This is a genomic window from Streptomyces sp. NPDC021562 (assembly GCF_040640875.1).
Classification (GTDB): domain Bacteria; phylum Actinomycetota; class Actinomycetes; order Streptomycetales; family Streptomycetaceae; genus Streptomyces.
The window spans coordinates 261,186-287,579 of record NZ_JBFACN010000004.1 but is presented as its reverse complement, the minus strand read 5'-3'; the positions used below and the strand labels follow the sequence as shown (position 1 = coordinate 287,579).

Sequence of the window (26,394 nt, the reverse complement as noted above, 5' to 3'; positions counted from 1 at the left end):
CCAGCGTCTCGGACTGGACGACTACATGGAGGACTTCGACCGCTATTTCTGGCGTTCCGGGCCCGAGGGGTTCTGGAAGCTCGAACGCCAGCAAACCTTCCGGGAGCCCGGGGTACAGAGCTGGGAAGCGTTCCGCCGTGGGGAGTGGGACGAGTCCCTGACGCTGATCGAGGGACAACGAGGTCATTATGAGGAGTACTTCCGGCGAATCGCCGGAAGCGGGTTCGCTCTCCACCGTGTCCGCTGCGTGGAGGAGCCCATCTCTCCGTACCTCCAGTGGGAACTCCACCTTCTGCACCTCAAAGCCCAGTGCGGGGAGGACACGAGAGTCCTCAGCAGGGACGGAATCCGGCGGTACGAAACGCGGCGCACGCTTCCGGAGATCGTCGTGCTCGGTTCCTTGGTGATGTACGAGGTCCTCTATGACGACGAAGGGGTGCTCGCCGGCGGCATCCGCTTCGACGATCCTCAGCACATCTCCGAGTACCGACAGGTGATCCAGGAGATGCACCGGTCCGGTGAGCCGTTGGATGACTTCTTCAGCAGCCATGTCGCCCCGTTGCCTCCGCCGAACCTGGCTGGGGAGCAGGTCTGAGGTGTCACTGAGGCCACATATGCGCATCGTCCTGATTTCATACTCTGCGCAAGGTTTCGCCCTCCTGCGTGGCGTCTGCGAGCAGGCCGGGCACGTGCCCGTCGCCTGTCTGCATGCGCGGTCACTGCGGCCGGGTGGGCCGACGCGCAGTGGTGCAGGCGATGTTGTGGGTGAGATCGTCGATGCGCTGCCGGACGGAATGGATCTGCTCATCCCAGGCCGGAAGAGTATGTTGCCGCACATCGTCGAGGGGTATGGGGCCGATCTCATCGTCTGCTACGGCTTCCCCTGGAAGCTGCCGTCGGCGGTCCTCCGGTCGACGAGTCTGGGCGCGATCAACGTGCACACGTCCATGCTGCCGAAATACCGAGGTCCCATTCCGGTCAACTGGGCGATCAGGAACGGTGACAAGGAAATCGGTGTGAGTATCCACTGGATGGAGAGTGAGTTCGACTCCGGCGGGATTCTGGCTCAGGAGGCGGGGATCGCGTTGGGCGATGACGTCGTCCCCCGGTTGTTGTGGGAAGAGGTCGACCGGTACATCGAGCGGCTTCTTCCTCTGGCGCTCTCGCGGGCCGTGGCCGGTTCCCCGGGTATGCCCCAGGAGGAGGCGGCCGCCACGTACGCGGGATGGATGGAACCCGAGTTCTCGCGGATCGACTGGAGCAACGCCAGAGAAGAGATCCACAACCAGGTGCGCGCCATCCGGTTCGGCAGTTCGGGGCGGTCCGGCCCGGTTGCCACGGTGGCTGGCCGTCGGCTGCGGGTTCTGCGCACGTCCTTGCAGCCGGTGGACGGAACAAAGGTGATGTGCGCGGACGGTCCCCTGTGGCTCACGGAGTCCGTACCAGTGAAGGACTCCGAATCCTGAGCGGCTGCCGAACCGCCGCGCATCAGCTCGGGGCGGGTGGCGTTGCCTCCGCTAGGGAACGCCGGTACCGGGCGAGTTTGTCCTGGATGACCGTCGTCCACGGGTGCTCTTGGCCGAGAACCCGCTCGCGCCATTCTCTGACGGTCTCCGCCTGTTCGACTGCTTCTTGGTACTCGCCGACCGCGTGCAGGACACTGCTGAGCAGACTTCGTGCCGCCAGCGTGATGGGGTAGTCCGTTCCGAAGCGGTGTTCGTGCGCTGCCAGCGCATGGCGGGCCAGCGTCAGTGCTTCGGAGTGCTGTCCGGTGTTGAACAGTGCTCCCGCGCAGTTGAGTTCGGCCGACAGGGTGATTGGGTGGTCGGCGCCCAGCTCGCGGCGGCAGTCCGCGACCAGGTCCGGTCCTGCCGATACCTCGCGGTCCAGTTCCGGTCCGGGAGGCAGTTCGAGCAGGCATGCCCTCGCCTCCAGTGTCAGCGGGTGCCAGGGGCCCAGCAGCGCGGCTCGCCCGGACGCCGCTCGGTGCATCAGCTGGACCGCTTCCGCCTGCTTGCCGATCCAGGTCAACGGGCGGGACAGGTGGAGGCAGGTGGTCAGAGTGTCGGGCGCCTCGGGACCGCAGACCTGTTCGAGGTCGGCGAGCAGCCTGCGGTGGAGGTTCGCTGCCTCTTCGAGGCGTCCCAGACGATCGATCGCTTTCCCGATCCGCTGCCGTAGGCGCAGCACCAGGACATGGTCGTCGCCCAGTCGTCGTCGCACGAGATCCGTCGCCTGTTCGGCGGCGGCCAGCGCAGAGGCGTAGTCGCCCGAACGATGTTGCGCCGTTACCAGACGCAGGGCGCAGATGGCGGCGACTTCGGCGGTGCCGACCGCGGTCTCGGGCCAGGTGATCACGCGACGAAGTAACGCCAGGACATGTGGGGCGAGGACAGCGAGCCGACTGTCGCGCAGGCCGCGTACCGGTGTCGCGGGTAGCGAGCGCAGCAGGATTCCGGCCGCCGCGGCAGCGAGTCCGTCGCGTTCGTCAGCCGGGGTGACGCGCGCGACGCTGTCGAGCAGGACCCCGTGCGTGCGCAGGCTGCGAATGTCGCCGGGGAGGAGTTCGGTGAGGGAGCGGTCGAGCAGTCCCCGAAGCGCCAGTTCCACCCGGTCAGCGGGCAGGGGCAGGTCGAGCCGGGCGTCGGCCAGCAGCGACAGGGGCAGCGGATCGTTCGACCAGCAGGCCAGCAGCCGGAGCAGGGTGACGGCCTCGGGCAGGTTCTGCTCAACCAGGGAGTTCAGCGAGAGCTGCCACGTTCCGCTGACCAGATGGCGCGAGTCGTTGTCCGCGTCCGTGGCGCCTTGGTCGATGAGTTCGATGGGATCCGTACGCTCCCGCAGACGGCGTCCGTACTCCTCCATGGTCCAGGGGCTGATCACCTGGTGGGCGAGGAAACCGCCGGCCAGGGTGAGGGCGAGCGGCAGGCGGCCGAGGCGGTCGGCAACGGCGGCTGCGTCCTCGGCGGAACCCGTTCCGGGGGCCAGGTCGCACAGGACCTGGGCCGCCTCCTCACGCGGCAGGACACCTACGTACAGTAGCTCGGCGGCGGGCCACCAGTGGCCGGCCGCCTGCCGTGTGGTCACGAGGACGGTTCCGCGTGGACTGGTGCGCAGCCACCCGCCGTCCCGCAGCACCGCCGGATCGTCGGCGTTGTCCAGCACCAGCAGCCACGGCAGGTCGGACCGGTCGAGGTGGTCCCACACCAGGTCGGCGGCCGCACGCAGGCCGTTGCGCGCGGCCATCAGTTCACCGTCTCCGGCGCCGCGGTCGGCGGCCACCGCGAGCATCCCGGCCCGCAGGGATGCCTGATCGGAGGCGTTGACCCACAGGCCCAGGCGTCCGCGTTCCCTGGTGGTGTAGTCAAAGAGTGCGCACGCCACGGCGGTCTTGCCGCATCCTCCCAGGCCGTGCAGGACGAACACGGTGTTTCCGGCGCCCTCGGTAACCGCCTCCTTCAAGCGTCCGATGAGTTCGCTGCGGTCCCGGAGAATCGCCGGTGCCCGGCCGATGGGCGGACGCCGTACCGAGTCCGGGCCAGTCCAGGCGGTGCCGTGATGGTGGTGTTCGACGATGTGCTGGTCGCCGGAAGCCTGGTAGACGCGCCCCTGGTCGGTGGCTCGGCCGTCGTTTCCAGTCATCGCTGGTCGATGTTCAGGTCACGGCCGGCCTGGTAGACGCGTGAGCTGCCGGAGGCAGTCGCGCGTTGGGTGACGGTCACTGGGGTGAGCGCGCCGGGAGCGAGCTCGGTCAGCAGAGAGCGGAGTTCCGCCGCCAGCTCGGGGTGGGCGACGAGGAGACGGCGGATGCGTCCCCGCCACTCCGCCGCGACCTCCCCTTCGGCCTCTTCGTCACCGTCAGCCTGCGCGTCCAGGAGGTCCCGGCGCGAGGTGTCCAGTTGGGTGGCGACTCGCTCCTGGTCGTCGGGCCGGACGCGTCCCCACAGCGCGAGCACCCCGTTCCGCACGCCGTTCCACATGTCGGTCGCCAGCAGCGTTGCGATCGTCGTGCCGGCGGTGCCCGCTAAAAGGGTGATCTCCGCGTCCATCCTCTGCCCTCTCTCGATCCGGCCCGGGCTACAACTCTAGGGAGCCGACGCAGCGCCGGTACACCTGGCAGCCGGGGCGCGCAGGCATCGTCGGCCGGGCAGCGGTCGGCGGCAGACTGTCTCACCAGTTCCTCCCGGCTGATTCGTTCCTCACTGTCAGTGGCCGGACGTAAGGTGGTGGAGATCGTGTACGGGGCGACGGGGCCGGGGGAACCGTCGGCGGGCGTCCCGTGTCTGGCCGTACGGGAGGGGCTGCGACCGCCATGAGACCCACACTCGCCGCGCAGGCGCTGCGCGACACGGCGGTCGAGTACCTGACCACCACGTTCGCGCTGGCCGAACCTGCCACGCAGCAGGCGCTCACCGACTTCCTCACCGATCCCGCCGACGGGCTCTTCCGGGGGCCGTACCTGCGCATCCGGCGGCCGTTCCGGTCCGCCCCCGGCGGCTGGGAGCGGTACCTGGACTGGTGGCGGGAGGGTTTCCGGCCGTACGCGCACCAGGCGGAGGCGTTCGCGCGGCTCACCACCAAGGGCGGGCACGTGCCGCGGCCCACGCTGGTGACGACCGGTACGGGGTCCGGGAAGACCGAGTCGTTCCTGGTGCCCGTACTCGACCACTGCCGTCGGGAGCGGGCGGCTGGGCGGGCCGGCGTCAAGGCGGTGCTGCTGTATCCGATGAACGCGCTCGCCGGGGACCAGGCGGGGCGGCTCGGCAAGCTGCTGGACGAGGATCCGCGGCTCGCCGAGGTGACCGCCGGGCTGTACATCGGCGAGGCGAGCGCGCGCGGTGCGGCCTCGCCGTACGGGCGGGTGATGGTCGAGCGGGCCGAGATACGCCGCAATCCGCCAGACATCCTGATCACCAACTACAAGATGCTGGACCTGCTGCTCCAGCGGCAGCTCGACGCCCCGCTGTGGGCGGACGCGGACCTCGCGTACGTGGTGATCGATGAGTTCCACACGTATGACGGGGCGCAGGGGACGGACGTGGCGATGCTGCTGCGGCGACTCGGCGCGGTCGCCGGGGCGGCTCAGGAGGGGCGGCCGCTCGGGTCGGTGTGCCCGGTAGCGACCTCGGCGACGCTCGGCGAGGGCGGACCGGACGACGATCCGCAGGCCTCCGGAGGTGGCGGGGCGCGCGCCATGCTGGACGTGGCGTCGCGGGTGTTCGGCACGTACTTCCCCGACGACTCGGTCATCGGGGAGGACCGGCGGGAGCTGAGCGTCTTCCTGAAGCCGCTGGACGCCTCGCTGCCCGTACCGTCTCCCGGCGAGGTGGCCGCGTTGCCCGATCCGGTGGCCACTGCCGGCGGGATGGACCGGCTGGCGCGGACGGTGCTCGGCTGTGACACGTCCGACGCCCGGAAACTGGGGCGGCGGCTGCTCGCGCACCCGGTGACGCACGACCTGCTGGCCACCGGCGTGGACCGGCCGCTCACCTTCGAGGAGGTGCTAGGCGCGTTCCCGGCGAGTTCGCCCTGGCGGCTGGCCGTGGAGCAGGACCCGGTGACCGCCGTGGAGGCGCTGGCCCGGTTCGTGGCGCTGGTCTCGGAGGCGCGCGATCCGGACGCGCCGGACGGGGAGGAGCGGCCCTTGCTGCTGGTCGAGAGCCATCTGTGGGTGCGGTCGCTGTCACGGGTGCTGCGGTTCGTCTCGCCCCGGCCGGTGTTCTCCTGGTCGGACGATGACCAGGCGGCCGCCTCCGCCATGGCGTCGGCCGCGCAGGAGGAGCGGCGGCGTTCGGTGCGACGGTCGGGCCGGCTGCCGTCGGCGTACTGCCGTCACTGCGGGCGGTCAGGCTGGAGTGCCGTGTGCCCCGAGCGCAACCCGTCCGTCCTGGTGACCGCGCCCGAGGACATCTACCGGCTGAGCGCGGGCGGCGGTGCCGGGAAGGCCCGGGTGCGCGCGATGATCGCGGCGACGCCCGCCGAGGCGGCCGAACAGGCCCGGCGGACCCTCGCGCGGGCGCGGCGGCGCGGCGCGGCCTGGCGGGACGCGAGCGTGCTCGTGCTGGAGGACAACGGGGAGCGGCTGCGGCCCGTTGACCCGGACGAGGTGTTGCTGCCGGGCGGGCGGATCGCCGACGCCCCGGACAACGGGGTGTTCGTCAAGCTGTGGTACCTGAACCAGGACGCCGACGAGTTCGCCCGGCAGGACCGCTGCCCGGCCTGCGGGCAGGCCGAGGGCATCCGCTTCCTCGGCGCGGGTGTCGCGCCGCTGGCCTCGGTGGCGGTCACCCAGCTGTTCACCGGCGGCGAGCTGCCCGCGCGGGACGCCGACGGCAACGACCGGCGCCGCACCCTGGTCTTCAACGACTCGGTGCAGGACGCCGCGCACCTGGCCGGGTTCGTCGCCAGCCGGGCCTGGAAGTTCTCCCTGCGGTCGCTGGTGCACGAGCAGCTGACCGAACAGGCGGCGGTGAACGCGGCGTTCGCGAAGGACGGGGTGCCGCTGAACGAGCTGATCGCGGCGCTGGTGCGCCGGGCGTCCGTGGACAAGGAGAAGCTGCTGGCCTCCGTCGTCCCGCCGGACCTGCACGACGTGGACAGGGTGCGGCGGCTGCTGGCGGGCCGCAAGCGGCTACCGAAGGGCACGTGGAACCTGGTCGGGGAGCGCCTGGCCTTCAACACACTGCTGGAGTTCGGGCTGCACGCGAGGCGCGGCCGGACCCTGGAACTCACCCGGGCCGTGGCCGCCGAGGTCCACCTGACCGACGCAGAGACGGCGGCGAAGACCGCCGAGGCCCTCTACGAGGAGGTTCTGCGGCAGCAGCTGCCGTTGGCGGAGACGCCGGACGGGAAGGCGCCGGACGAGGGGACGCCGGACGGCCCAGAAGCCGAGGACGGCAGGCCCGAGGCCGAGGACGGCGGCCCGGACGCGGGCGCGGTAGCCGGAGTACCCGCCGCCGGGCCCGAACGGCTGCGCCGCTTCGAGGGGTTCGTGCGCGGACTGCTGGAACACGTCAGGGTCAGCGGCGGCATACGGCACGCCTGGCTGGACACCTTCATCCGCGAAGAGGGCCGCGACCGCTACAGCGTGTGGGGCGGCCGCCCGGAGGGGATGCAGGCGTTCGGGCGGGGCTCCGAGGCGCCCGCGTTCGTCCTCGTCGGCGCCCGGCCCGGCCGGACGGACTTCGAACGGGTCGACACCAGGGAAAGCTGGTACACCGACTTCACGGCCCGCTGCCTGGACCTGGACCGCGCCCTGGCCGGTGAGTACCTGGCCAGGCTGCTGCCCCGGCTCGCCGAACCGGGCATCGGCGCGCTGGCGTACCGGCGCACCGGCGAGCAGCGGGCCGGACGTGGCCAGGACCGGGCCGGGGTGTACGGACTGACCCCGGGGCACGTCCGGGTGCGTCCGCTCGCCGACGAGGAGACGGCCGACGCCGCGCTGGTGTGCCGCGAGTGCGGCTGGACGCAGACCGTGCCGCCGGAGCGGGTCGGTGTGTGGGCGGGGCTGCCCTGTCCGCTGAAGGGTTGCGCCGGCGACCTGTGGCGCCCCCCGGCGGCGGACGCCGGGCGGGCCGGACGCGACTACCGCGGCGACTACTACCGCCGCCTGTACCGGGAGGCCGACCCGTACAGCGTGGTCGCGGCCGAGCACACCGGCGTACTGGGCCGCAGGCAACGAGAACAGGTCGAGAAGGGCTTCCGTGAAGGGGTGCGGCACACCGACCCCAATGTGCTCTCCTGCACGCCCACGCTGGAACTCGGCATCGACATCGGTCAGTTGGAGGCGGTTTTGCTGGCCTCGCTGCCGCCGACGACCGCGGCGTACGTCCAGCGGTCCGGTCGCGCGGGGCGCTCCACCGGCAACGCGCTGCTGGTGTCCCTCGCCGACACCAGCCCGCGCTCCCTGTACCACCTGGCCGAGCCCCGGCACCTGATCGCCGGGCGCATCCTGCCGCCGGGCTGCTTCCTGTCCGCCACCGAACTGCTGCGCCGCCAGTTCACCGCATACCTGCTCGACCTCGCGGGACGGGGCACGCTGGAGGGCGTGCTGCCGCTACCGGACCGGGCGACCGCGCTGTTCGGACCGGCGGGCTGGCTGCGCCACTTCGGGCGGGCCGTCGTCGGCAGGACCGACCTGGTGGACGACTTCCTGCGGCTGTTCCCCGAGATCGAGGGCGTACCTGACTCGGGGGCGTCCCGTGACGCCCACAAGGAGCTGCGCCGGTACGTGGAGCCACTGACCGCCGACGGCGACGCGGCGGCGCCCTCGCCCGAGCGGTGGCTTGCCTGGCGGCTGCGGGACGCCGAGGCCGCCTGGGAGGCGGAGCGGGCCGAGCTGGTGGACCGGCTCGCCGCGATCGACGAGGCCGCCGAGGCCCTGCACGACACCGTCGAGGACGAGGCCCGCGAGAAGCGCACCCTGGGCCGGGAGGCCGGAGCCGTACGCGGTCAGTTGCAGCTCCTCGCCCAGTCCGGCGCGCAGGCGTTCCTCGTCGAGCGGGGCCTGCTGCCCAACTACACCCTGGTGGAGAACGGCGTCCGGCTGGAGGCGGTCCTCACCCACAAGGAACCCGCCGGGCGGACCCGCGGCACGGAGACGGAGCGGAAGCCGGGGACCCGGTGGCGTACCGAGACCCGCCTATATCAGCGGCCCGCCGAGGCCGCGCTGACCGAACTGGCGCCGGGTAACTCCTACTACGTGCTCGGCTACCGGCACGAGGTCGACGGATTCGACCTCGGCGCCCGGCCCCGCAACAACGGCGAGCAGACCGGGGACGGGGAAGAGAGCCGGCCGGCGATCGCGGTGTGGCGGGTGTGCCCGGAGTGCGGTCACGTCCGCACCGGGCGGGACGCGGAGACGGACACCTCGCCGTGCCCGCGCTGCGCCGGGCCCGGCATCGGCGGCCGGTCGGCGCGGTTCTCGGTGATCGTGCCGCGCAAGGTCACCTCCCGTGACCGGCGGGACGACGCCCGGATCATCGACGACCAGGAGTCCCGCAGCCGCCGCTACCACTCGACGGTGACAGCGGTCGACGTCGACCCGGCGGCAGTCAAGGAGAGCTGGCGACACGAGAGCGCCGTCTTCGGCTTCGACCACGTGCGGGAGGCGGTCGTACGCCGCTTCAACCTGGGGCTGTCCCGGCCAGGCCGGCATCCGGACACGTTCTTCGCCGGACAAGAGGTCACCGTCAGCCCGTTCACCGTGTGCCCGCTGTGCGGCGGGGCCACCGACCGGGACCCGGGGCATCCGCCCGTGCAGGAGCAGCTCAGCGAGTCGATCGCGGCCAGGCCCGAGCTGGCGCACCACAGGCCCTGGTGCCCCACCCGACGGCGGGCCCGGCCTGTGGAGGCGGCGGACACGCGGGTGATCACGTGCGCCGAACACCGCACCGAGGCCCTGCGTGTCCTGCTGCCCGCCGCGACCCTGCACGTACCCGAGCGGCTCGCGTCGTTCTCCGCCGCGCTCCACCTCGGCCTGGCCCTGCGCTACGGCGGCGACCCCGCACACATCCGGTCCGCCCCCACCAGCGAACCGGACCGGGCGACCGGCCTGACCCGCAACCACCTGGTGTTGTACGACTCCCTGCCCGGGGGCACCGGCTACCTCCAGCGTCTCGTCGAACACGACGGCGAGGAGTTCCGGGCGGTGCTGGCCGGAGCCCAGGCATATCTGCGCAAGTGCCCCTGCGAGAAGGGGCCGCGGCGCGCCTGCCACCTGTGTCTGCTCGGCTACGCGCCGGACCGGGACTACCCCCAGCTCGACCGGCGCGAGGCCCTGTGGATGCTGGACGACGTCCTCGGCGTGGACGGGCACAGTCGCTGGGACGTCCGCCGCGTCCGCAGGGAACCGGACGGGCGGGCCGGAGACGGTGAGCGCGGCGGGGACGTGGACCGCCGACGGTTCGCAGCGCAGGCACAGAGCGACCTGGAGCGGCGGTTCATCGACTGCCTGGACCGGTGGCTGGAGAGTACGGCCGACGGTGCGGGGGTGGAGCACGAGGAAACGCCGACCGGTCGCCAGGGCAAGCGGTTCACCCTGCGCGGGCGGAACGGCTCGCCCGTCCACTGGGAGGTGGTCGCGCAGAAGCCGCTCGACGCCCACGGCACTGTCCCGGACCTGCTGCTGCGCCCGGACGAGGGGTCGCCCGACGGCGACGGGCCGCGCCCGATGTCGGTCGCCGTGTACCTCGACGGCTACCGCTGGCATGCCTCCGAGGCCGTCAACCGGATCGCCGGGGACGCTGCCAAACGGGCCCGGCTGCGGGCCGACGGCATGCTGGTGTGGCAGATCACCTGGGACGACGTCATCGCCTGGGAGAAGGAACTGCGCGAGCGGTCCGGGCGGGCCGGCGGCGCGGACGCGGACGAGGCGGCGGGGGCGCTCGCCCCCGCGCTGGCCGGACCGCAGGCGCGGGCTGCCTGGCCGCCGTACCCGGTGGACGGGGACGGCACACCGGGCGGCAAGGCACGGGCCCGGTGGGTCCAGCAGCGGCAGGACCCGGCGGAGCTGGACCGGCTGTTCGCCGGCGCCATCCCCGCGCTGCTGGGGTTCCTGGCCGACCCGGACCCGCGCCGGTGGCAGGTGCTGGCACGGCTCGCCGTGGCGGGGCTGATGAGCATGGCGCGCCGCGAGGACGTCGTCGACGCCGGACCCGAGGCGGCGGTGCCCTGGGTGGAAGCCGCGCTGCGGGGCGAGGATCGCCCGGCGGTCGTCGGGAGCGGGCTGCGACTGTATCCGGTACGCGACGGTTCGGGACTGCCCCTGCTGCTGATCGGGGACTCCCGGGTAAAACCGCAGGGACTGAGCGCGCTCGCGGTGCTGGACGACCGACCGGAGGCGGTCGCCGGTGACGGCGCCGAGCACCGGCGACGCTGGAAGGCGTGGCTGTGCTGGGGCAACGTCCTGCAGTTCCTGGATCCGTCGGGTGAGGGCCAGGCGGACGGGCTGCAGCTGGCCCGTACCGCGCTGGACGCCTTCGACGCGGGCCTGCTGGCCGCGACGGCCGGACAGGCCAGCGGGCTCCTGACGGCGCTGCGCGAGGACCGCAAGGGTACTGGGCTGATCGATGCCGGCGCGGTCCCGGCCGGGGCCGACGCGGGGCAGGAGCGGGGCACCGGCACCGGCGTGGTCGCGCCCGCCGGGGACACCACGCCCACGGCTCTGGAGTGGGCGGCCGCCTGGCAACTCGTGCTGCGGGAGCTGTCGTACATGGGCGACCCGGCCATCGAGAAGCTGGCGCGCACGCTCGCGGAGCGGGGCGACGTGCCGCCGCCCGAGGCCGGGTGGGACACGCGTGGCGTCTCCCGCCCCCTGGAACTGGCCTGGCCCACGGCGAGGATCGCCGTCGTTCTGGCCGAGGACGCACAGGACACCGGGTACCTGACCGAGTGCCATGCCGCGGGCTGGCGCGTCGGTCAGGCGGCGGCCTGGGACGAGACCGAACTGGCCGCGCTGCTCCGCCAGACGCGGCCCGGCGTGAGGGACGAGGGAGGCGGCGGAGCGTGAACAGCCCGGTCAGAACACAGGTCATCCCGACCCCGCAGGCCAACGAGGACATCAAGCGCCTGGCCCCCGGCGACAAGAACGCCGTCGGCGACTTCGTCCGCAGGCTGCGCGCCGACCGCTCCAACCGTGCTCTGCTGCTCACCTCGCTGCGCGACACCGGTCGAAACGGCCGGCTTTTCCTCGCGCGGATCGACAGCCGCGGAACGGCCCTGCTGCTGGAGACCGACGAGAACCGCTTCAGCCTGCTCGCCGTCCGGGTCGGGGACACGGCCCGCGACGAACTCGCCCGGATCACCGTGGAGATCAACGAGGTCTCCGGGGGCGTCGAACTCGTGGACCAGAGCGTGGTCAGCCGTGAGGTCGTCGCGCTTCCGCTCCGGGAGGGCGCGGGCGACACCGAGGACGGGGAGCCGTCGCTGGCCGACGACACCGCTCATCCGGCCCCCCGGTCGCTTCCGGTGCCCCTGTTCGCCCGGCACGACGACACGGAACTGCTCCGCCTCGGCGTGTCCGCAGCGCTGCTTCCGGCGCTTCGGCGGATCACGGACCGGGCGCAGCTGGACGCGCTGCTGGGCCACAACCTCCCCGGGCTCACCCGCGACGTCCTGCTCGCCCTGAGCGACGGGATGGAGCCCGCCGACGTCCGGGCCCACATCACCGAGTCATGGCGTGCCGACGACAGGGTGGATCCGCACGACTGGGCGAAGGCGGCGCGTCGGCCGGTGTCCCGTGTCAGCACCGAGGACGCCGCCGTGCTCGACGCGCTCGGCGACGGGTTCGAAGCCTGGCGGCTCTTCCTCCACCCCGAGCAGCACCGCCTGGCCACCACCTCGTTCAAGGGGTCGGCCAAGGTGACCGGAGGCCCCGGGACCGGCAAGACGGTGGTGGCGCTGCACCGGGTACGTCACCTGGTGGAGAAGCTGCCACCGGGGCACAGCAGGCCAGTGCTGCTCACCACGTACAACACCAACCTCGCCAAGGACCTGCGGGACAGGCTGCTCCGGCTCGGCGGTGACGAGCTCGTGCGCCGGGTCGACGTGAAGTCGATCGACCAACTCGCCCGTGAGGTCGTCCAGGAGACGCACCCCGGCTCCCCGCTTCCCCCTCCGCTCAGTGACGAGCAGGCACTGAGCCTCTGGCACTCGGTGTGCACCGAGGCCGAGGTGTACGCGTTCGACGTGGAGTTCCTGGACTGGGAGTTCAGACACGTGATCCTCGCCCAGGGCTGCGGCACCGACCACATGTACTTCCGGGCCGAACGCAGGGGCAGGGGTGTCCTTCAGCGTCAGCAGCGCCGCCAGGTGTGGGAGCTGGTCCAGCGCTACCGGGCGCATCTGGATCGGGAGCACCGCACCACGCACGCGCTCATCGCCGACGAGGCCGCCCGTGCGGAGGGCCGGCGGATGGCCAAGGTGACCGCGCAGGCCCGCTACAAGGCCGAACACGGCGGTCTCGACCTGATCCACCGCGAGGCCGGGAGCGGCATGTGGCTCAAGCCCCGCTACCGGCACGTGGTCGTGGACGAGGCGCAGGACCTGTCCGCCTCCCACTGGCGCATGCTGCGCGCGATGGTGACGCCCGGCCCGGACGACATCTTCCTGGTCGGCGACGCCCACCAGCGGATCTACGCCCACCAGGTGGTGCTGGGGCGGCTGGGCATCAGCACGCCCGGACGGGCCTCACGCCGGCTGACCCTCAACTACCGGACCACGCGCGAGATCCTGGGCAGCGCGCAGGGACTGATGAACGGCGAGCGGTTCGACGACCTCGACGACGGCCGGGACACCCTCGACGGTTACCGGTCCGTGCTGACCGGACTGGCACCGCAGTACTGGCGGGCGCCCGACTGGCAGACCGAGATGCGGGCCATCGCCACGCTGCTCAAAGAACGCCACGACCGTCATGGAACGCCCTACGCGGCGATGGCGGTCGGCGTCCCGTCGCGTGACGCGGTGACGCAGTTGGCCGTCACCCTCGCCGACGAGCGGTACGGCATCCGCGCCTGCGAGATCGGCCGCGACATGCCGGCAGGAGTTGACGCCGTCCGCATCGGCACACTGCACGGCTTCAAGGGCTTGGAGTTCCAGCGGGTTTTTCTCGCCGGGGTGAGCGAGGGGCTCGTTCCGCATCAGCGAATCGAGACTTACCGGTACGACCAAACGGAACGCTACCGGCAGGAGGAACAGCGCTCCCGCTCGTTGCTCTTCGTGGCGGCCACGCGAGCCCGCGACGAGCTGGTGATCACATGGAGCGGGAAGGCCAGCCGCTTTCTCCCGGACCACGCTGTAAGGAACGCCGGTCATGCCACGGAGCTACTGGTGGACGATGGTCCGCCATCCGGATCCGCAGCGGCATAGTCAGACAAGCGACTCGGATGGCCCGGCCGACTGCCGGGCGGGGGGACGAGCCGTCGCTCAGTTGTGCACCGACGACGGGTAGTTCCTCGTCTCCGTCGAAGCGCCCGCTACCTGCAGGCGCCGAGCGAGACGGCGCGGCTGTTGGGGCTCGGTGTTCGGAGCGAGGGTCGGCGTGGTAAATCGGAGTGCGGGCGACCAGCGTGACCGCGGAGGCCGGAAGGCTCGCCGGATCCGTCTCGGGGCGCTTGACAACGCGCCGCCTCAGGCGACATTCCTGTCCCGTCCAGGGGCGTAGACGTACTCAGCGACATAGGGGTTCGCAGATGCGCCAGAAACCCGCCACGGAATGATCTTGAACCCCTGATGAGGTATCTCCGACATACACTCAGGAGGGGCGCTGAGCCCAGTGTTTACGCCGCCCACAGCGCCGTCCATGCTGGCCCCGTGAACATCGAAGACGTACGTACGGCGCTCAGCGCCGGAAACCTTGCGGCGCTGATAGGCCTCGAAGAGTGCGGATGGATGGACGTGAAGTCTGCGCCCTACATGGTCGACTCAGAACCCCACCACAAGGAAGAGCTCGTCAAGGACGTTGCTGGCTTTGCCAACACCGCGACCGGTGGGCTGCTCATCATCGGCTTCAAGACGACCAAGGCCAACGGAGTGGAGACCGTCTCGGAAGTCAACGCAGTACCACGGAAGCTGGTCGACACGGAGACGTACCGCAAGTTGATCGACGAGCGGGTCTACCCGCACATCGAGGGCCTAGAGCTGAGGTGGGTTGAGTGCGGGGATGGCAAGGGAGTGTTGAGCATTGACATCCCAGCTCAGCCCGCCAGCGCGCGCCCGTTCGTGATTCCGCCGCCTACCAAGAAGGACTCGCAGTCGGTCACAGGTCTCGCCGTCCCTGTGCGACGCGGAGACCAGACTGTGTTCTGGAGCCGCCAAGAGGCCCACCGCCGTCTCTCCGCAGGATGGATGGCCATCGGAGCCCCGGCTGCCGACGACAGCGGCGTGCATCGGGCGGCCGAGGAATCCGTTGCGCTGCACGGGAACACCGCGGACCGGTCCAAGGCGCAGCGGATCCTCGCGGCGATGCCCTTCGACGCGCCCTGGCTCCGCATGCTCCAGGGTCGGCTACCAATGCGCCGGGTCAGGGCGGATGTCACGCGAGCGATCGACACGGCCTGGGATGCCCTCATCGGCGACAACGACATCAAATTCCTCGATCCTGAACTGGCGGACGCGCACGCTACGTTCATGGACAGCCTCCGCCAACTGATCAACGAACTCGACGGCATGCACGACCCCGATAACGGCTCCAGCCCCCCGGCCTACCTAGAGGTCCCCCCGGAGTGGAAGCGCTCTGACCCTGAGCGGTACCAGCAGACGTTGGCCGACCTGTCCGGGGCTCGTGACGCCTTCCTTGAGGCGCGCACCGAACTCATGAACTCGCTGAACCGCAGGGGCCTCTTGAGCTGAGCGAGACGCAGACCACGCAGTCGATCAGCGCCCGACGACGGGGCGACGTGGGTAAGCGGCGAGTTGGTGCACTCCGGAAAGGGCCAGCGGCTCGTCACGTTGGTGGGCTGTTCGTGGCCATGCCTGCCTCCGCGTATCGGGGCGCCGCATGTTGGGCGAACGCGAGGCTACGCGGCCCAGTCGGAGCTCTAATTCGGCGGTCCTCGTGCCCAGCCAGCCCCTCCCGGCCGAATACCGCCAGCTCCATCGCGGTTCCAGCAACCCCAATACCAGTGCCCTCGGTTCGGCAGGCTCGGAGAAACCCGAGCCTGCTCCGGTCCGTTCTGAACGCACGATCCGTGAGTTCGGCTACGAGGCCCCTTCGGGAAACTCGAACCCACGGCCTTTGGAGATCTCGCGCAGGCTGGTGACGCGGGTGGACCAGCTCGTCGAGGTCGGTGAAGGGGAAGTGGCCACCTCGCCGTCGGGGAAGCTGACGGTGAGCTGGTGGGCTTCGACATCGACGGCGGTGATCGTGCCGCTGCTGCCGTTGAAGACCCCGGCTTCGCCTCGGTGGGGATTGTTGCGGACCTGCTGGACGCGATCGCCGAGCCGGAAGGCGGTCCCATTTCCGGCGGGCGGTGAAGCTGCCGGAGGGCACGCTGCCGCTGTACCAGGCGGTTGAAGACCGCGAAGGACCACCGGGGCCTGGTACGGCAGCGGGTGGGCGTGGTCTACGACCAGGCCGAGGCCCGCCGGATCGCCGAGGCGCGATTCGGAACGAGGCCGCGGCGAAGAACCGCCCAGCCAGTCCAACTGCGCGATCAGCCGCTTGAAGTGCGACCAGGAAGCCGAACGGGTGACGGGTTGCGACCTCAAAGCATCGAGATCATCTCGTGGCCCTTTCTGGGCTTATCTCGGCGATCCCCCCGCGTACGGCCGATTCGACGCGTCGGGCGCGCAAACCGGACAAGCGCGGGCTATGCGGTCTACGTGGCGCTTGGTGGTGACGGCATCAGGTGTCGGATGCCGTCCGTTCAGTACGCTGCGCGGCGGACTTCGTTGCTGGTGTCCCGGTGCAGCAATCCGTTCACGACGCTGAGGCTGCAGCCCAGTCCGTCGGCGATCACATCGAAGGAGGCCCCGTCGGCGGCGTACCACTCGGCAGCCATCTTCGCGTACCGCTCGCGCGGCTCCGATGATGTACCTGCTGTTGTTCGGGTACGGAATGCTCTCCATCCGGGGCTTCTGTGGCTCGTGTTCAGGCGATACGGCCACGCCCACAGACTTCGTTGCGTTATGAAACAGTGACCCTGCGGCTCAGTTATCCGTGGTGACTTCTGTCGCGATTTGCCCAGTTGGAAGATCGGGCTTGACGTGAACCCGCCTGGTGTCCCCCAAGTCCCGCCGATAGCGTTGGCACACTCGTGAGATTCCTCGCCCCACCGGGAGCCATCCGTGAACCGCCGTCCCACCCTGCTCGCAGCCGCCGCGCTGACCGCCGTCGCGGCCCTGTCGCTGTCCGCCTGCGGGAGCGGTGACGATGGCTCCAAGAGCAACGACAAGATCGCTGGTGCTGACACGGGTGACCAGTCGTCTGCTTCAGCGTCGCCGAGCTCCTCCGCCTCGACGCCTTCTGACCGCCCCGACATCAAATTGCCGTCGGACCTCACTATGACGTTCGAGGGCGAGAAGACGGGCGACTCCGTCAAAGACGCCGTGCTGGCCGACAGCGCCGAACGAATGCGCGCGGTCAACGCGGCAATCGCGGGTACGGACCCGAAGGATAAGGGGATCGACTTCTACAACAGCGGGAAAGCCCTGGAAGCGGCCGTGACGTGGGTGGGGAAGTTCAAGAAGGCGAGTCTCGGTATCACCGGGACGTTCCGCTACTACGACCGGATCGTGACGCTGGACGGCAGCAAGACTGCATCGGTCGTGTTCTGCGCCGACGAGAGCAAGGGCTACGCCAAGGACCTCAAGACGGGTAAGCCCAAGGTCACCACTCCGTCCGACCAGGACTTCATCCTCTACAACACCCGACTCGAAAAGAGCGGTGACGGGGTGTGGCAGACCACGGGCATCGTGTCGACCGCGGGAGCGAAGCAGTGCCTGAAGTGAGCCGGCGAGTACTTGGTGGTCTCGCCCTGACCATGGCGTTCGTGGCTCTGGGTTCGCCAAGCGCTTGGGCCAGTGCTACCCCTGACGGCAGTCGAGAAGGCGACACGACCGTGTCGGCAGACAGCAAGGGCGACACGGTTTCGGCGACAGCTGGCGCTGTCGTCTTCGACCGGTCGAAGAACGGTTCCGGGCAATCCGCAGGGGCAGTGACGTCTACGACCACGTGGACCCCGCCTGCGTGCTATTACGCGCCCAAGTACACCCCGGCCGAGCTGAAGGCATACCTGGAGCCGATCTGGGAGGCCGAGTCGACGGGGGCTCAGTGGGACTTGGAGCAACGCAACAAGTACGAGAACGGTGGCCAGACCGCCGGCACGTACAAGGACTTCAACAAGGACAAGACCGGCAAGGGCTACTGGTGGGACTCATACGTCACCAAGGGACGTGAGGGCGACCCGGGCGCGCTCGACTGCACCAAGCCCATCTTCTGGGTGGACCAGGGTGAGGCTCCGCCGGCGGACATCCCCCAGGCAGTCACGCCGGAGGTGCTCGCGCAGCTCGCGTACGCCGAGATCCGCGTCCCCTCGACCAAGGTCCAGCTCGCTCCACAGGGCACCACGAAGGTGAACCTGCCGACCTGGGCGTGGCTGGACGCGGCGAAGTTCAAGCCGGTATCGGTCACAGCGTCCGTCCCACTACTCGGCATCGAGGCGACGACCACCGCCGAACCGGTGTCGCTGAGGATCGAGCCGGGCACGGCCGAGGCCACGACGTTTCCGGCGTCCGGCGTCTGCGAGATCAGGAACGGCCGGATCGGTGAGGCGTACGCGAAGGGCAAGGCGGACGAGACTCCGCCGTGCGGCGTGAGGTACCTGCGCTCCTCGGGAGACGGCTCGTACAAGCTCAAGGCCACCATCACCTGGAAGATCCACTGGACCGGTACGGGCGTGAACGGCGAACGGGCCCTGCCTGACGGCACATTCGGAGCCGAGCAGGATGTCGTCGTCCAGGAGATCCAGGCCGTCAACCGCTGAGCCAATTCAACCGGGGGAACGATGAGTGACATCCGCATCGACATCGGTGTACTTGACCGTGTCCGCAGCGACATCAAGCGCATCGGCGAGATCATGGAGCGGCCGGGCCGGGAGATGGACGAGGTCGACGGCGACTCCATGGGTGTGAACTTGCTCGCCTCGCGTATGAACGACTTCGGGGACGAGTGGTCGTACGGGATCAAGCAGATCAAGAAGTATTCCGGTGCGGCGGTCAAAGCCCTCGACACGATGAAGAAGGAGTTCGAGGAGCTCGACGACAAGTTGGCTGAGGCGCTGCGGAAGTCACGGGAGGGGGAGGCGTGTGAGTGAAGTCTTCTCCTGGACTTCGCCCACGCAGACCTCCCCTCTGAGGGGTCGGTTCCCGGCCCTTGGGTTCGTCCCGTGCCCCGGCGACCCCCACGCGGCGAAGCACGTGGCGGGTGTCGTGCAGCACACTGCACATGCGCTGCACGAGATATCCGACGTCCTGCACGGCACGGGAGAGGGCGACTGGAAGGGTAAGCACGCGGACGCGTTCCGCCAGCAGTTTCACGAGAACTTCAGGCCCAAGGTCGACAAGGCGAAACGCTCCTTCAGCAAGGCCGCGACGGCTCTGCACGACTGGGCCGACGCGATGCCGGAGTGGCAGCGCAAGGCCGAGGTCCTGGAGCAGCACGCCCAGGACGCCCAGGACGCGTTGCACGCGGCGAAACAGAAGCTGGCCGCTCTGCCGCCCAAACCACGGATCGACCTGCCATCGAAGGACGACGCTGAGGCGAATAAGCAGGAGAAAACCGAGAAGGACAGGTCCACGGCGGAGCTGGCGGCCGCTACCGCGCAGTCCGATCTCGACCTGTACCGCGCTCAGGCCCGCAAGCTGGCCAGCGACTACGACCTGGAAGGCCAATCGGTCGCCCGGCGCCTGGACAAGGCGATGGACATCGCGCCGAACGAGCCGGGTCTGATGCACAAGCTGGGCGACGCCTTCAAAAGCCTCGGGAAGGTACTCGACGCGCTCGACGACATCGTCGCCAAAGAGATCAGCGCGGCTGTGGCGGACGCGGTCAAGTGGCTCGCGGACCATGCGAACGCCATCGCCGCCCTTGGTGACGTGCTCGGGACTATCAGCGCCGCGCTGGGCGCGGCCTCGCTCATTGTCGCCCTCGTCTCTCCGGTGTCCGGACCGTTCGCACCTATTTTTCTCGCGGCTGCAGAGGGCATCGGCGTCGCTTCCGGTGGCTTCTCCCTCGGCGCCCTGGCACTGCACGGCGCCGCCCGAGCCGTCGGCGGAGACTCAGTGGTCTCCAACCGTACGTTGGCCGAAGACGCTCTCGGTGTACTGCCCTTCGGCGGCGGCTTCAAAGGCATATCCAAGGTGGCCGCCGACAGCCGCTTGGCGGTCCATGCTTCCAATTTCGGCCTGGTCGATACGGTTGCGGCCTTCCTGGGCGATCCGACCGCACTCGGATACTGGGAGCCGAACAATGGGCGACAGGTCGCTGAGGTCGCGGCATCCCCGGTTATCCCCGGAGCCCCCCTGCTCGTGGCGTTCGAGAACGCCTGGGAAGCTGGAACCGAGAAGGACAAGGCAGCCCGGCAGGGAAAGTGAGCCACACGATGAAAGATGCAGAGATTCTGGCCCACTTCGATGGGCGCGGCACTGCCGAGTTCAGTCTGAGCGGCCTGGAGGCCGGCCAGTCCGACATGATCACGGCGATCGGCTTCGAGTTCGGCTACGACCTCAAGCAAGCCGAGGCGGTGAGCAGGAGCACGATGCGCATGATCTTTGTGCGCAATGACTCACCAACGGCTCGTCAGCGCGCCTGGCAGACACACGACCGATTGCGCGCGGGAGGTCCGCTCCTGGCGACGTGGACCGTCCCCGGTGCAGCACCAGGAGCGGCCGACTCCGTCACGGCCGTCGACATGGCGTCGAAGCGGCGAGGTCTCGCCGCCTACGAGGCCAACGGCATCAAGGGATTCGTAGTCTTCATCGCCGTGCTCAGCCTCGGCTGCTTCATCCTCGCGTGGGTACTGCGCGACAGCCCGAACACACCCCTCGCCGTCATGGCGGCGGTGCTCGGCATCGCCGTCGCCGTGGCCGCGGCCCTGACCCCTCGGTGGATGAAGCAGTGGTACGAGAAGAACCGTCGACTGGTGGACCTCTACGACCAACAACGGTCTGGCCAGGTGGGCCCCCCACCACCCCCGCCGCCGCCCGGGCCCACCGATCCGCATCCCGGTAGCGGGAGCGGCCAGTGATACGGGTCGACTTCTCGGTTCCCTCCGAATTCGAAGAAATGCCTTTGGACATGGACTTCGACACGGCCTGGGCCACCGTGAACGCCCGAAGCACCTCCGCCTCACTGACGCCAGAAACCGAGCAACAGCCACCGGCGGAGATGGCCCGCACACTCCAGCAGATCTCGCGGCTGCTCGCAGAGGCCGGCGTCGTGTACACGGCCAACTGCCTGCGGTCCGTCGAGGGCGAGACTTCCATCGGCTCGCTCGCCGTCGCCGTCGTGGACTTTCCCTACGGCGACGATCCCGCCACCGCAGTCAGAGGGACCCTGCGAGGGATCCTCGACTCGCGAAGAGGAGGCTGGGCCGCATCGGTGATCGACGCTCCGTGCGGCCAGGCTGCCGTCTTCACCGGCAGCCAGATCTACGTTCTTCCTGCGGTGTTCTCTCCGAGTGGTGAAGAACTCAAGGTCCTCACTGCCCAGTTCCACGCGATCATCCCCATCCCGCCCAAGGCGGGGGGAGGCGGTCAGCACATGTGTCTGGTGGCTTTCTCCACACCCCAGATCGCTCACTGGGAGAGGTGCTACGCCCCGATCATGGCCACGGTGCTGCGAAGTCTCCACTTCACAGTGGAGGACGAGAGCAACACCCGTGATGAACTTGAGCTCTGACACGAAGAGAATGACGCCGGCGCCGCGCCCGCGATACCGCGTCTACCTGGCCGTCGGCATCGGCTGCTACGTCCTCGCCGCGATCGCGAGCCTGTTCCTCATAGCGGACGACTTCGGTCCTGCCCTGCTGGTGCTCCTGTGGACCGTGCGCGGTGGGCTCCACGCTCCGTGCGTGTCCGCCGCAGCACAATGAAGATACCGGGCCAATACCCCGCCGCGCGTTTCCCTGATGCTATAGAGGGAGCGTCGCCAGCAGCCTCGAAGCCGCCCGGAACGCTATGCCCTGAGGTAGAGCTGCTCGGCTTCGAGGATGAGGCTTCCCAGTGGATTGTCGTAGGGCCAGGAGTCGGTGATGACACGGCCGATGCCTCGCAGCCGCTGCGGCTTGGGCGGGAGCGGGGAGGTGGAGAGTTGTACGGCGGCCTGCTCCAACTGCTCGCGGAGGGACGTCAATTGCTGGGCGCTGCTCACTCGTCCGTGGCCCTCGGTGTGCCGTTGTAGTTCCTCATCGATTCCCGACAGGGCCTGTCGGGTCGCTGCGAGGGCTTTTTGTGCGGTTGATTCGGACACTATGGCTCCAGCAAGTCCCTGTCGGGGTCCAATACGTACGTCTGTTTTCCGCCGCCAGGGTAGCCGATGCCCTGCTCCGCGACCCGGCCCTCGATGATGGGTGCACCCGGGCGGATCTTCCATTGTTTGAGGAAGGTGAACTGGTTCCAGGACGCCTTGACGGCGACCTCTTCACGAGTGGCGGGCCATTGTGTCGTGAGATAACGCCCGCGTGCCCACGCGTTCTTGCCGTCGTAGAAGCGCATTCCGTAGTCGCTGTCGCCGGCCCGGCGCACCGTGATCGTGCCTTCCTCGAACGACTCCATGACTTGGATCCGGAAATTGCGTGGGATGCCGGCGTCGCGGAGGAGTTGTGCTGCTTCCCTGGTTCCGGCGTAGGGATCCAGGGGGCCAGTCTCGCAGGGGGCGAGTCCGAGCGGGTCGGCCCAGGACCGGGGGTCGGTCACGTAGGCGACGGGGTTGGGGGCTGGGGCGAGCCCGAGGGGATCGAGTGTGAGGTAGCGGCCGGTTTCCGGGTCGTAGTGGCGGAAATAGTTGTAGTGGAGCTCGGTTTCGGGGTCGTAGTACTGGCCGGGGAAGCGCAAGGGGGTGTAGGCCGAGCTGTCGGCACCCCAGGAGGTCCTCCCCCATAGCGTGGAACGTGTACGCCAGACGATGCCGCCGGATTCGTCGACGAGTTCTGTTGGTGCGCCGACGAGATCGGTGACGATCGCGAAGAAGCGGGAGTCGATCTCCTCCTGCGGCGCGTCGAGGGTCGTGCGGTGTTCGGTCTGGGCGATGGGGCGCAGGCCGTCGTGATCCCAGGTGAGGACAACGGGATCGGGTGCCTCTGGTGTGAGGGTGGTCTGCTCGCAGAGGGTGGCGCCGTCCCAGGTGAACGTGATTTGTTCGACGATGGTTTCGTTGTCGGTTGCCAGGCGCTGCTTGGCGATGCGGCGGCCGAGCGCATCGTAGAGGTAGCGCCAGCGGGTGCCATCTGGTGTGATTACTGATGTGAGGCGGTCTTCGGCGTCCCATGAGTAGTGCCAGGCGTCGGGCTTGTGCGACAGGCGGGTCTTGCGCCGGACGGTGACGCGGCCGGCCGCGTCGTGTTCGAAGCGCGTGTTGCCCGCCCGGACAAGACTCGTGCCCGTGTAGGTGCGCGGTCCGGTGGCCTCGTGATCCGGGTGTGCGGCGGGCCAGGAGGCTTCGCTCTGGTTGCCTGCCTCGTCGTAAGCGTACCGCTCGGTCCAGTCAGCCGCCTGGACGGTGGTCACGCGGCCGAGGGCGTCAAGGTCGAAACTGCGCCGACCGTTGAGCTGGTCGTCGATGCCGGTGATCAGGCCGTCGGCGCGGTAGGTGTACTCGCGCCTCTGGAGACTGGCCCCTGTGGCGTGGTTCGTCGCCGACTGGGTGAGGAGTCGGCCGAGGTCGTCGAACGTGTTCGCCAGGGTGAGGGTGTCACCGATGTGCCGGTTCAGTTCCCGGCCGGCCAGGTCGCGGTCGAAGCTGATCGTGCGGCCCGCGCTGGTCCGTTCGATGCAGTTGCCGGCAGTGTCATATCGCCAGGTGCTGGTCACGCCGGTGGGGGTGATGCGGCTGGTGCGACGGCCCATGGCGTCGTAGCCGTACGAGATCGTGCGCCCGTTGACGGTCTCGGCCAGCAGGCGTCCGGCGGCGTCGTGTTCCCGGACCACGGTCGCATCCGGTGTGACGGCCGTGCCGAGTTCGCCGTCGGCCGTGTAGGTGAAGGTGGTCGCCGTGTCGCCGTCCGTCTGCCGGACGATCCGGCCCAGCGCGTCCCGCTGGAAGCGGAGGATCTGCCCGAGCGGGTTCGTGCGGGCGACGAGAGCGCCCGCCGGGTCGTGGACGTACTGGACGACACGGCGGTCGAAGTCGGCCTCGGCCACGAGGCGACCGGCGGGGTCGTACTCATACCGCCAGGACAGTCCCAGAGGGTTGGTGACCTCGGTGAGGCGCAGCTCAGAGTCGTACGTGAAGGTATGACGTGCGCCGTCCGGACCGGTGCGTGCACTCAGCAGGTCGAAGTGGGTGTACTCGTAGCGGTCCACGGCGCCCATGGCGTCGGTGTGGCGGACGCAGTTGCCCTCACCGTCGTAGGCCCACGACTCGCTGCTGCCATCCGGGGCGGTGCGGCGGGCGGGCTTGCCCTCCACCGTCCACGCGAAGCGGGTCACGTTTCCCAGGGGATCGGTGAGGGTGACGGGCCGTCCGAAGGGATCGCGCTCGTAACGGGTTTCCGCACCGGCCGGGTCGATCGTCACCACGGGCAGGCCCGCGCGGTCGCAGGCGATGCGCGTGCGGTGGCCGAGCGGGTCGGTGATGGACGTCAGATGCCCGGAGTTGTTGTAGGAGAAGTGCGTCGTCGCGCCGACGGCGTCTGCGACGGAGGTCCGGTTCCCGCGCTCGTCGTATTCGTAGCTCCAGATGCGACCCGCCGGACCGGTCACCGTCGTCGGCAGGCCGAGGTCGTTGTACTCGACGCGGGTCTCGCTGCCGTCCGGGCGGACGGCGGACGTCAGCCGCCCGTGCTCGTCGTAGTGGTAGTCAGTGGTGTGTCCGAGCGCGTCCGCGGCAGTGGTCAGCCGGCGCTCGGTATCCCACTCCTGACTGGTGACGTTGCCGAGCGGGTCCGTCTCGCGGACCAGGCGCAGGGCCTCGTTGTGTTCGTAGACGCGGGTATGGCCGACGGAGTCGGTCACCCGGGTGGTCATGGTGGCCGAGTCGTAGGTGAGGGTGGAAGCAAGTGCGTTGCCGGTGCCGCCGGTGGCGATCACGCGGCCCTGGTCGTCGTAGGTGTACCAGTAGGTGGTGGTGTTGCGGTCGGTCCAGGAGGTGATGCGGCCGTCGGAGTCATAGGCGTAACGCATCGGCAGGCTTGAGGAGTTGGTCTCCTCGGTCAGGCGTCCGTCATCGTCGTAGCCGAAGGTCATCAGGGTGGTGCCGGGGGCGTGCGGGGCGGCGGGGTCGATGAGGCGCAGGCCCGTGATGCGGGAGCGGGACCGGTCGTGGTCGATGGCGATGTGGTAGCCGCCCGAGTGCACCACGGCGGTGGGGATGTCGGCGCCGGTGTAGAGGACGGTGATGCGGTTGCCGTTGCGGTCCTGGATGTGCTGCAGGGGGAGGTCGACCGCCTCGTCGGCGGCTGCCGGGACCGGGGAGTGGAAGACGCGGGTCAGGCCGGTGTCGGGGTCGGTGATGCGGACCGCGCCATCTATCTCGTCGTCCCAGAACAGCAGCAGGCGCGAGCCGGGCGTTGCGGGGCGGACGGGGGCATTGGTTTCGGGGTCCGGTATCGGGAAGCAGAGGCGGGCCCCGTCCGGGGCCGCATAGACGAAGCCCTCGTCGTCGGCCTGCACTCGCTGGTCCAGCGTCGAGGCCCAGGTAGGGCCGAACCAGCCGCCCCAGCGGTACGACGAGATGTGCGTGCGCTCCAGCACGAGCGGTAGGACACCTGGCAGTTGGACGTCGGTGCGGGACAGGGCCATGTCGCCGGTGGCCACATCGATCGGGTCCCGCACGAACGTCTTGACCATGTTGCGGATCGAGGCGGGCAGCTTGTTGAAGCCCGGGTTGAGCTTCAGCCGCTCGAAGGCGGCGCAGTCCAGGCCCATGCCCTTGCCCAGCTTGGCCAGGGCGGCCGGTCCCAGCGCCTTCAAGCCCTTGCCGAGCGCCTTGCCCAGCATGCCGAAGCCGACGCCCATCAGGGCACCCTCGGTGAGGATCCCGGCGAGCTTGTCCGGGTCCTTGAAGGCGCTCGGGTCCTCCAACATGGTCTGGAAGGCGGTGAACTCCATGCCGCCCTTGGCCATCTTGGCGACCTCGGCGACCCCGCGGATCTCCTTGAGCGCCTTCAGCGCCCGCTCCACGCCTCGGATGACCTCCATGACCTCGCGGACCACGGAGCCCAGCGCGGTGCCCTCCTCCTCGATCCGGCCGACCAGCGCGACGACCTTCAGCGCCCGCTCCCCCGCCATCAGCGTGGAGGCCACCTCGGAGGCGCCCGCGGTGAGGATCGACAGGGCCAGGCCCGCGATCTCGAACTCGGCTATCTCCGCCAGCATGACGCCGATCTCGGACAGCAGCTCGTGCGCCTTGTCGGCGAAGCCGTCCAGCGCCTTGGCGCCCTCGCGCAGCGAGTGCGCCATCTCGGTGGCCTGCTTGCGTGCACTCTTGGAGCGCTTGTGGAACGCCTTGGCCGCCTTGCCTTCCCACTCCACGTCCTGCAGGGAGCGTTCGGCGGCGGTGGCCGCGCCGTCCAGGCCCGTGGCCAGGTGCCGCCACTTCTTGGCGATCTCCCGCACCCCGTCCGGGTCCACTGCCGGATCCGAGATGCCCAGGAACTCCAGGCCGCTGGCGACACTGTCGCCGAACATGTGGTTGAACTTGTTGATGTAGTGGAACGGGTTGAGGTCGACCATGGCTGC

The 26,394-nt window shown here is 69.5% G+C and carries 18 protein-coding genes; 12 read left to right on the top strand and 6 right to left on the bottom strand.

Annotated elements, in window-relative coordinates:
- The first annotated feature begins 25 nt into the window (after window positions 1-25).
- Both AB0G52_RS08310 and AB0G52_RS08305 read left to right on the top strand, forming a co-directional pair.
- Window positions 26-595, top strand: a complete 570-nt coding sequence (locus AB0G52_RS08310) for a DUF6879 family protein (RefSeq protein ID WP_361334873.1) — start codon at window positions 26-28, stop codon at window positions 593-595.
- 19 nt (window positions 596-614) lie between these two features.
- Window positions 615-1,466, top strand: coding sequence for a formyltransferase family protein (locus tag AB0G52_RS08305; RefSeq protein ID WP_361334870.1), 852 nt, complete (start codon window positions 615-617; stop codon window positions 1,464-1,466).
- Window positions 1,467-1,488: 22 nt separating this feature from the next.
- On the opposite strand, the gene AB0G52_RS08300 is transcribed toward AB0G52_RS08305, so the two are convergent.
- Together AB0G52_RS08300 and AB0G52_RS08295 are read right to left on the bottom strand one after the other, a co-directional pair.
- The gene (locus AB0G52_RS08300) at window positions 1,489-3,642 is read right to left on the bottom strand and encodes a tetratricopeptide repeat protein (RefSeq protein WP_361334864.1); all 2,154 of its coding nucleotides are present in this window, start codon (window positions 3,640-3,642) and stop codon (window positions 1,489-1,491) included.
- Complete coding sequence (locus tag AB0G52_RS08295; protein WP_361334860.1) at window positions 3,639-4,049, bottom strand: hypothetical protein; 411 nt, start codon at window positions 4,047-4,049, stop codon at window positions 3,639-3,641. The genes AB0G52_RS08300 and AB0G52_RS08295 overlap by 4 nt, the downstream gene beginning before the upstream one ends.
- Window positions 4,050-4,312: 263 nt before the next feature.
- Between AB0G52_RS08295 and AB0G52_RS08290 the strand changes: the two genes are divergently transcribed.
- From AB0G52_RS08290 to AB0G52_RS08280, 3 genes are all read left to right on the top strand, one after another.
- Entirely contained in the window at window positions 4,313-11,509 is a 7,197-nt protein-coding gene (locus AB0G52_RS08290; protein WP_361334857.1) for a DEAD/DEAH box helicase, read from the top strand.
- Window positions 11,506-13,866, top strand: a complete 2,361-nt coding sequence (locus AB0G52_RS08285; protein WP_361334854.1) for a UvrD-helicase domain-containing protein — start codon at window positions 11,506-11,508, stop codon at window positions 13,864-13,866. The genes AB0G52_RS08290 and AB0G52_RS08285 overlap by 4 nt, the downstream gene beginning before the upstream one ends.
- Window positions 13,867-14,310: 444 nt before the next feature.
- Entirely contained in the window at window positions 14,311-15,348 is a 1,038-nt protein-coding gene (locus AB0G52_RS08280; protein WP_361334851.1) for an ATP-binding protein, read from the top strand.
- Between the two features lie 348 nt (window positions 15,349-15,696).
- On the opposite strand, the gene AB0G52_RS08275 is transcribed toward AB0G52_RS08280, so the two are convergent.
- Window positions 15,697-16,029 (bottom strand): hypothetical protein, encoded by a 333-nt coding sequence (locus AB0G52_RS08275; protein ID WP_361335135.1) that lies wholly within the window; start codon window positions 16,027-16,029, stop codon window positions 15,697-15,699.
- Window positions 16,030-16,364: 335 nt separating this feature from the next.
- Window positions 16,365-16,499 (bottom strand): hypothetical protein, encoded by a 135-nt coding sequence (locus AB0G52_RS08270; RefSeq protein WP_361334848.1) that lies wholly within the window; start codon window positions 16,497-16,499, stop codon window positions 16,365-16,367.
- Window positions 16,500-16,785: 286 nt separating this feature from the next.
- Between AB0G52_RS08270 and AB0G52_RS08265 the strand changes: the two genes are divergently transcribed.
- Genes AB0G52_RS08265 through AB0G52_RS08235 form a run of 7 tightly spaced genes read left to right on the top strand, consistent with a single transcriptional unit; the run spans window position 16,786 to window position 21,590 of the window.
- Complete coding sequence (locus AB0G52_RS08265; RefSeq protein WP_361334845.1) at window positions 16,786-17,448, top strand: hypothetical protein; 663 nt, start codon at window positions 16,786-16,788, stop codon at window positions 17,446-17,448.
- A 32-nt stretch (window positions 17,449-17,480) separates the two neighbouring features.
- Complete coding sequence (locus AB0G52_RS08260; protein WP_361335132.1) at window positions 17,481-18,482, top strand: hypothetical protein; 1,002 nt, start codon at window positions 17,481-17,483, stop codon at window positions 18,480-18,482.
- 21 nt (window positions 18,483-18,503) lie between these two features.
- Window positions 18,504-18,812, top strand: a complete 309-nt coding sequence (locus tag AB0G52_RS08255; RefSeq protein ID WP_361334842.1) for a hypothetical protein — start codon at window positions 18,504-18,506, stop codon at window positions 18,810-18,812.
- Window positions 18,805-20,091, top strand: coding sequence for a putative T7SS-secreted protein (locus tag AB0G52_RS08250; protein WP_361334839.1), 1,287 nt, complete (start codon window positions 18,805-18,807; stop codon window positions 20,089-20,091). The genes AB0G52_RS08255 and AB0G52_RS08250 overlap by 8 nt, the downstream gene beginning before the upstream one ends.
- An 8-nt stretch (window positions 20,092-20,099) precedes the next feature.
- The gene (locus tag AB0G52_RS08245; RefSeq protein ID WP_361334836.1) at window positions 20,100-20,744 is read left to right on the top strand and encodes a hypothetical protein; all 645 of its coding nucleotides are present in this window, start codon (window positions 20,100-20,102) and stop codon (window positions 20,742-20,744) included.
- Window positions 20,745-20,794: 50 nt separating this feature from the next.
- Window positions 20,795-21,397: a hypothetical protein gene (locus AB0G52_RS08240; protein ID WP_361334833.1), complete on the top strand. Its 603-nt coding sequence runs from the start codon at window positions 20,795-20,797 to the stop codon at window positions 21,395-21,397.
- 10 nt (window positions 21,398-21,407) lie between these two features.
- Window positions 21,408-21,590, top strand: a complete 183-nt coding sequence (locus AB0G52_RS08235; protein ID WP_361334830.1) for a hypothetical protein — start codon at window positions 21,408-21,410, stop codon at window positions 21,588-21,590.
- 83 nt (window positions 21,591-21,673) lie between these two features.
- Here the strand turns inward: AB0G52_RS08235 and AB0G52_RS08230 are convergent, their stop codons facing one another.
- On the bottom strand, window positions 21,674-21,850 hold the full coding sequence (locus AB0G52_RS08230; protein WP_361334827.1) for a hypothetical protein: 177 nt from the start codon (window positions 21,848-21,850) through the stop codon (window positions 21,674-21,676).
- A 116-nt stretch (window positions 21,851-21,966) separates the two neighbouring features.
- Window positions 21,967-26,388 (bottom strand): DUF6531 domain-containing protein, encoded by a 4,422-nt coding sequence (locus AB0G52_RS08225; protein WP_361334824.1) that lies wholly within the window; start codon window positions 26,386-26,388, stop codon window positions 21,967-21,969.
- Window positions 26,389-26,394 lie beyond the last annotated feature (6 nt).

Bases quoted from the DNA above. Each gene is read 5' to 3' on its own strand.
- AB0G52_RS08310 (WP_361334873.1), top strand. From the start codon at position 26: ATGGAGGACTTCGACCGCTATTTCTGGCGTTCCGGGCCCGAGGGGTTC.
- AB0G52_RS08305 (WP_361334870.1), top strand. From the start codon at position 615: ATGCGCATCGTCCTGATTTCATACTCTGCGCAAGGTTTCGCCCTCCTG.
- AB0G52_RS08300 (WP_361334864.1), bottom strand. From the start codon at position 3,642: ATGACTGGAAACGACGGCCGAGCCACCGACCAGGGGCGCGTCTACCAG.
- AB0G52_RS08295 (WP_361334860.1), bottom strand. From the start codon at position 4,049: ATGGACGCGGAGATCACCCTTTTAGCGGGCACCGCCGGCACGACGATC.
- AB0G52_RS08290 (WP_361334857.1), top strand. From the start codon at position 4,313: ATGAGACCCACACTCGCCGCGCAGGCGCTGCGCGACACGGCGGTCGAG.
- AB0G52_RS08270 (WP_361334848.1), bottom strand. From the start codon at position 16,499: ATGGCTGCCGAGTGGTACGCCGCCGACGGGGCCTCCTTCGATGTGATC.
- AB0G52_RS08260 (WP_361335132.1), top strand. From the start codon at position 17,481: ATGGCGTTCGTGGCTCTGGGTTCGCCAAGCGCTTGGGCCAGTGCTACC.
- AB0G52_RS08255 (WP_361334842.1), top strand. From the start codon at position 18,504: ATGAGTGACATCCGCATCGACATCGGTGTACTTGACCGTGTCCGCAGC.
- AB0G52_RS08245 (WP_361334836.1), top strand. From the start codon at position 20,100: ATGAAAGATGCAGAGATTCTGGCCCACTTCGATGGGCGCGGCACTGCC.
- AB0G52_RS08240 (WP_361334833.1), top strand. From the start codon at position 20,795: ATGGACTTCGACACGGCCTGGGCCACCGTGAACGCCCGAAGCACCTCC.
- AB0G52_RS08235 (WP_361334830.1), top strand. From the start codon at position 21,408: ATGACGCCGGCGCCGCGCCCGCGATACCGCGTCTACCTGGCCGTCGGC.
- AB0G52_RS08225 (WP_361334824.1), bottom strand. From the start codon at position 26,388: ATGGTCGACCTCAACCCGTTCCACTACATCAACAAGTTCAACCACATG.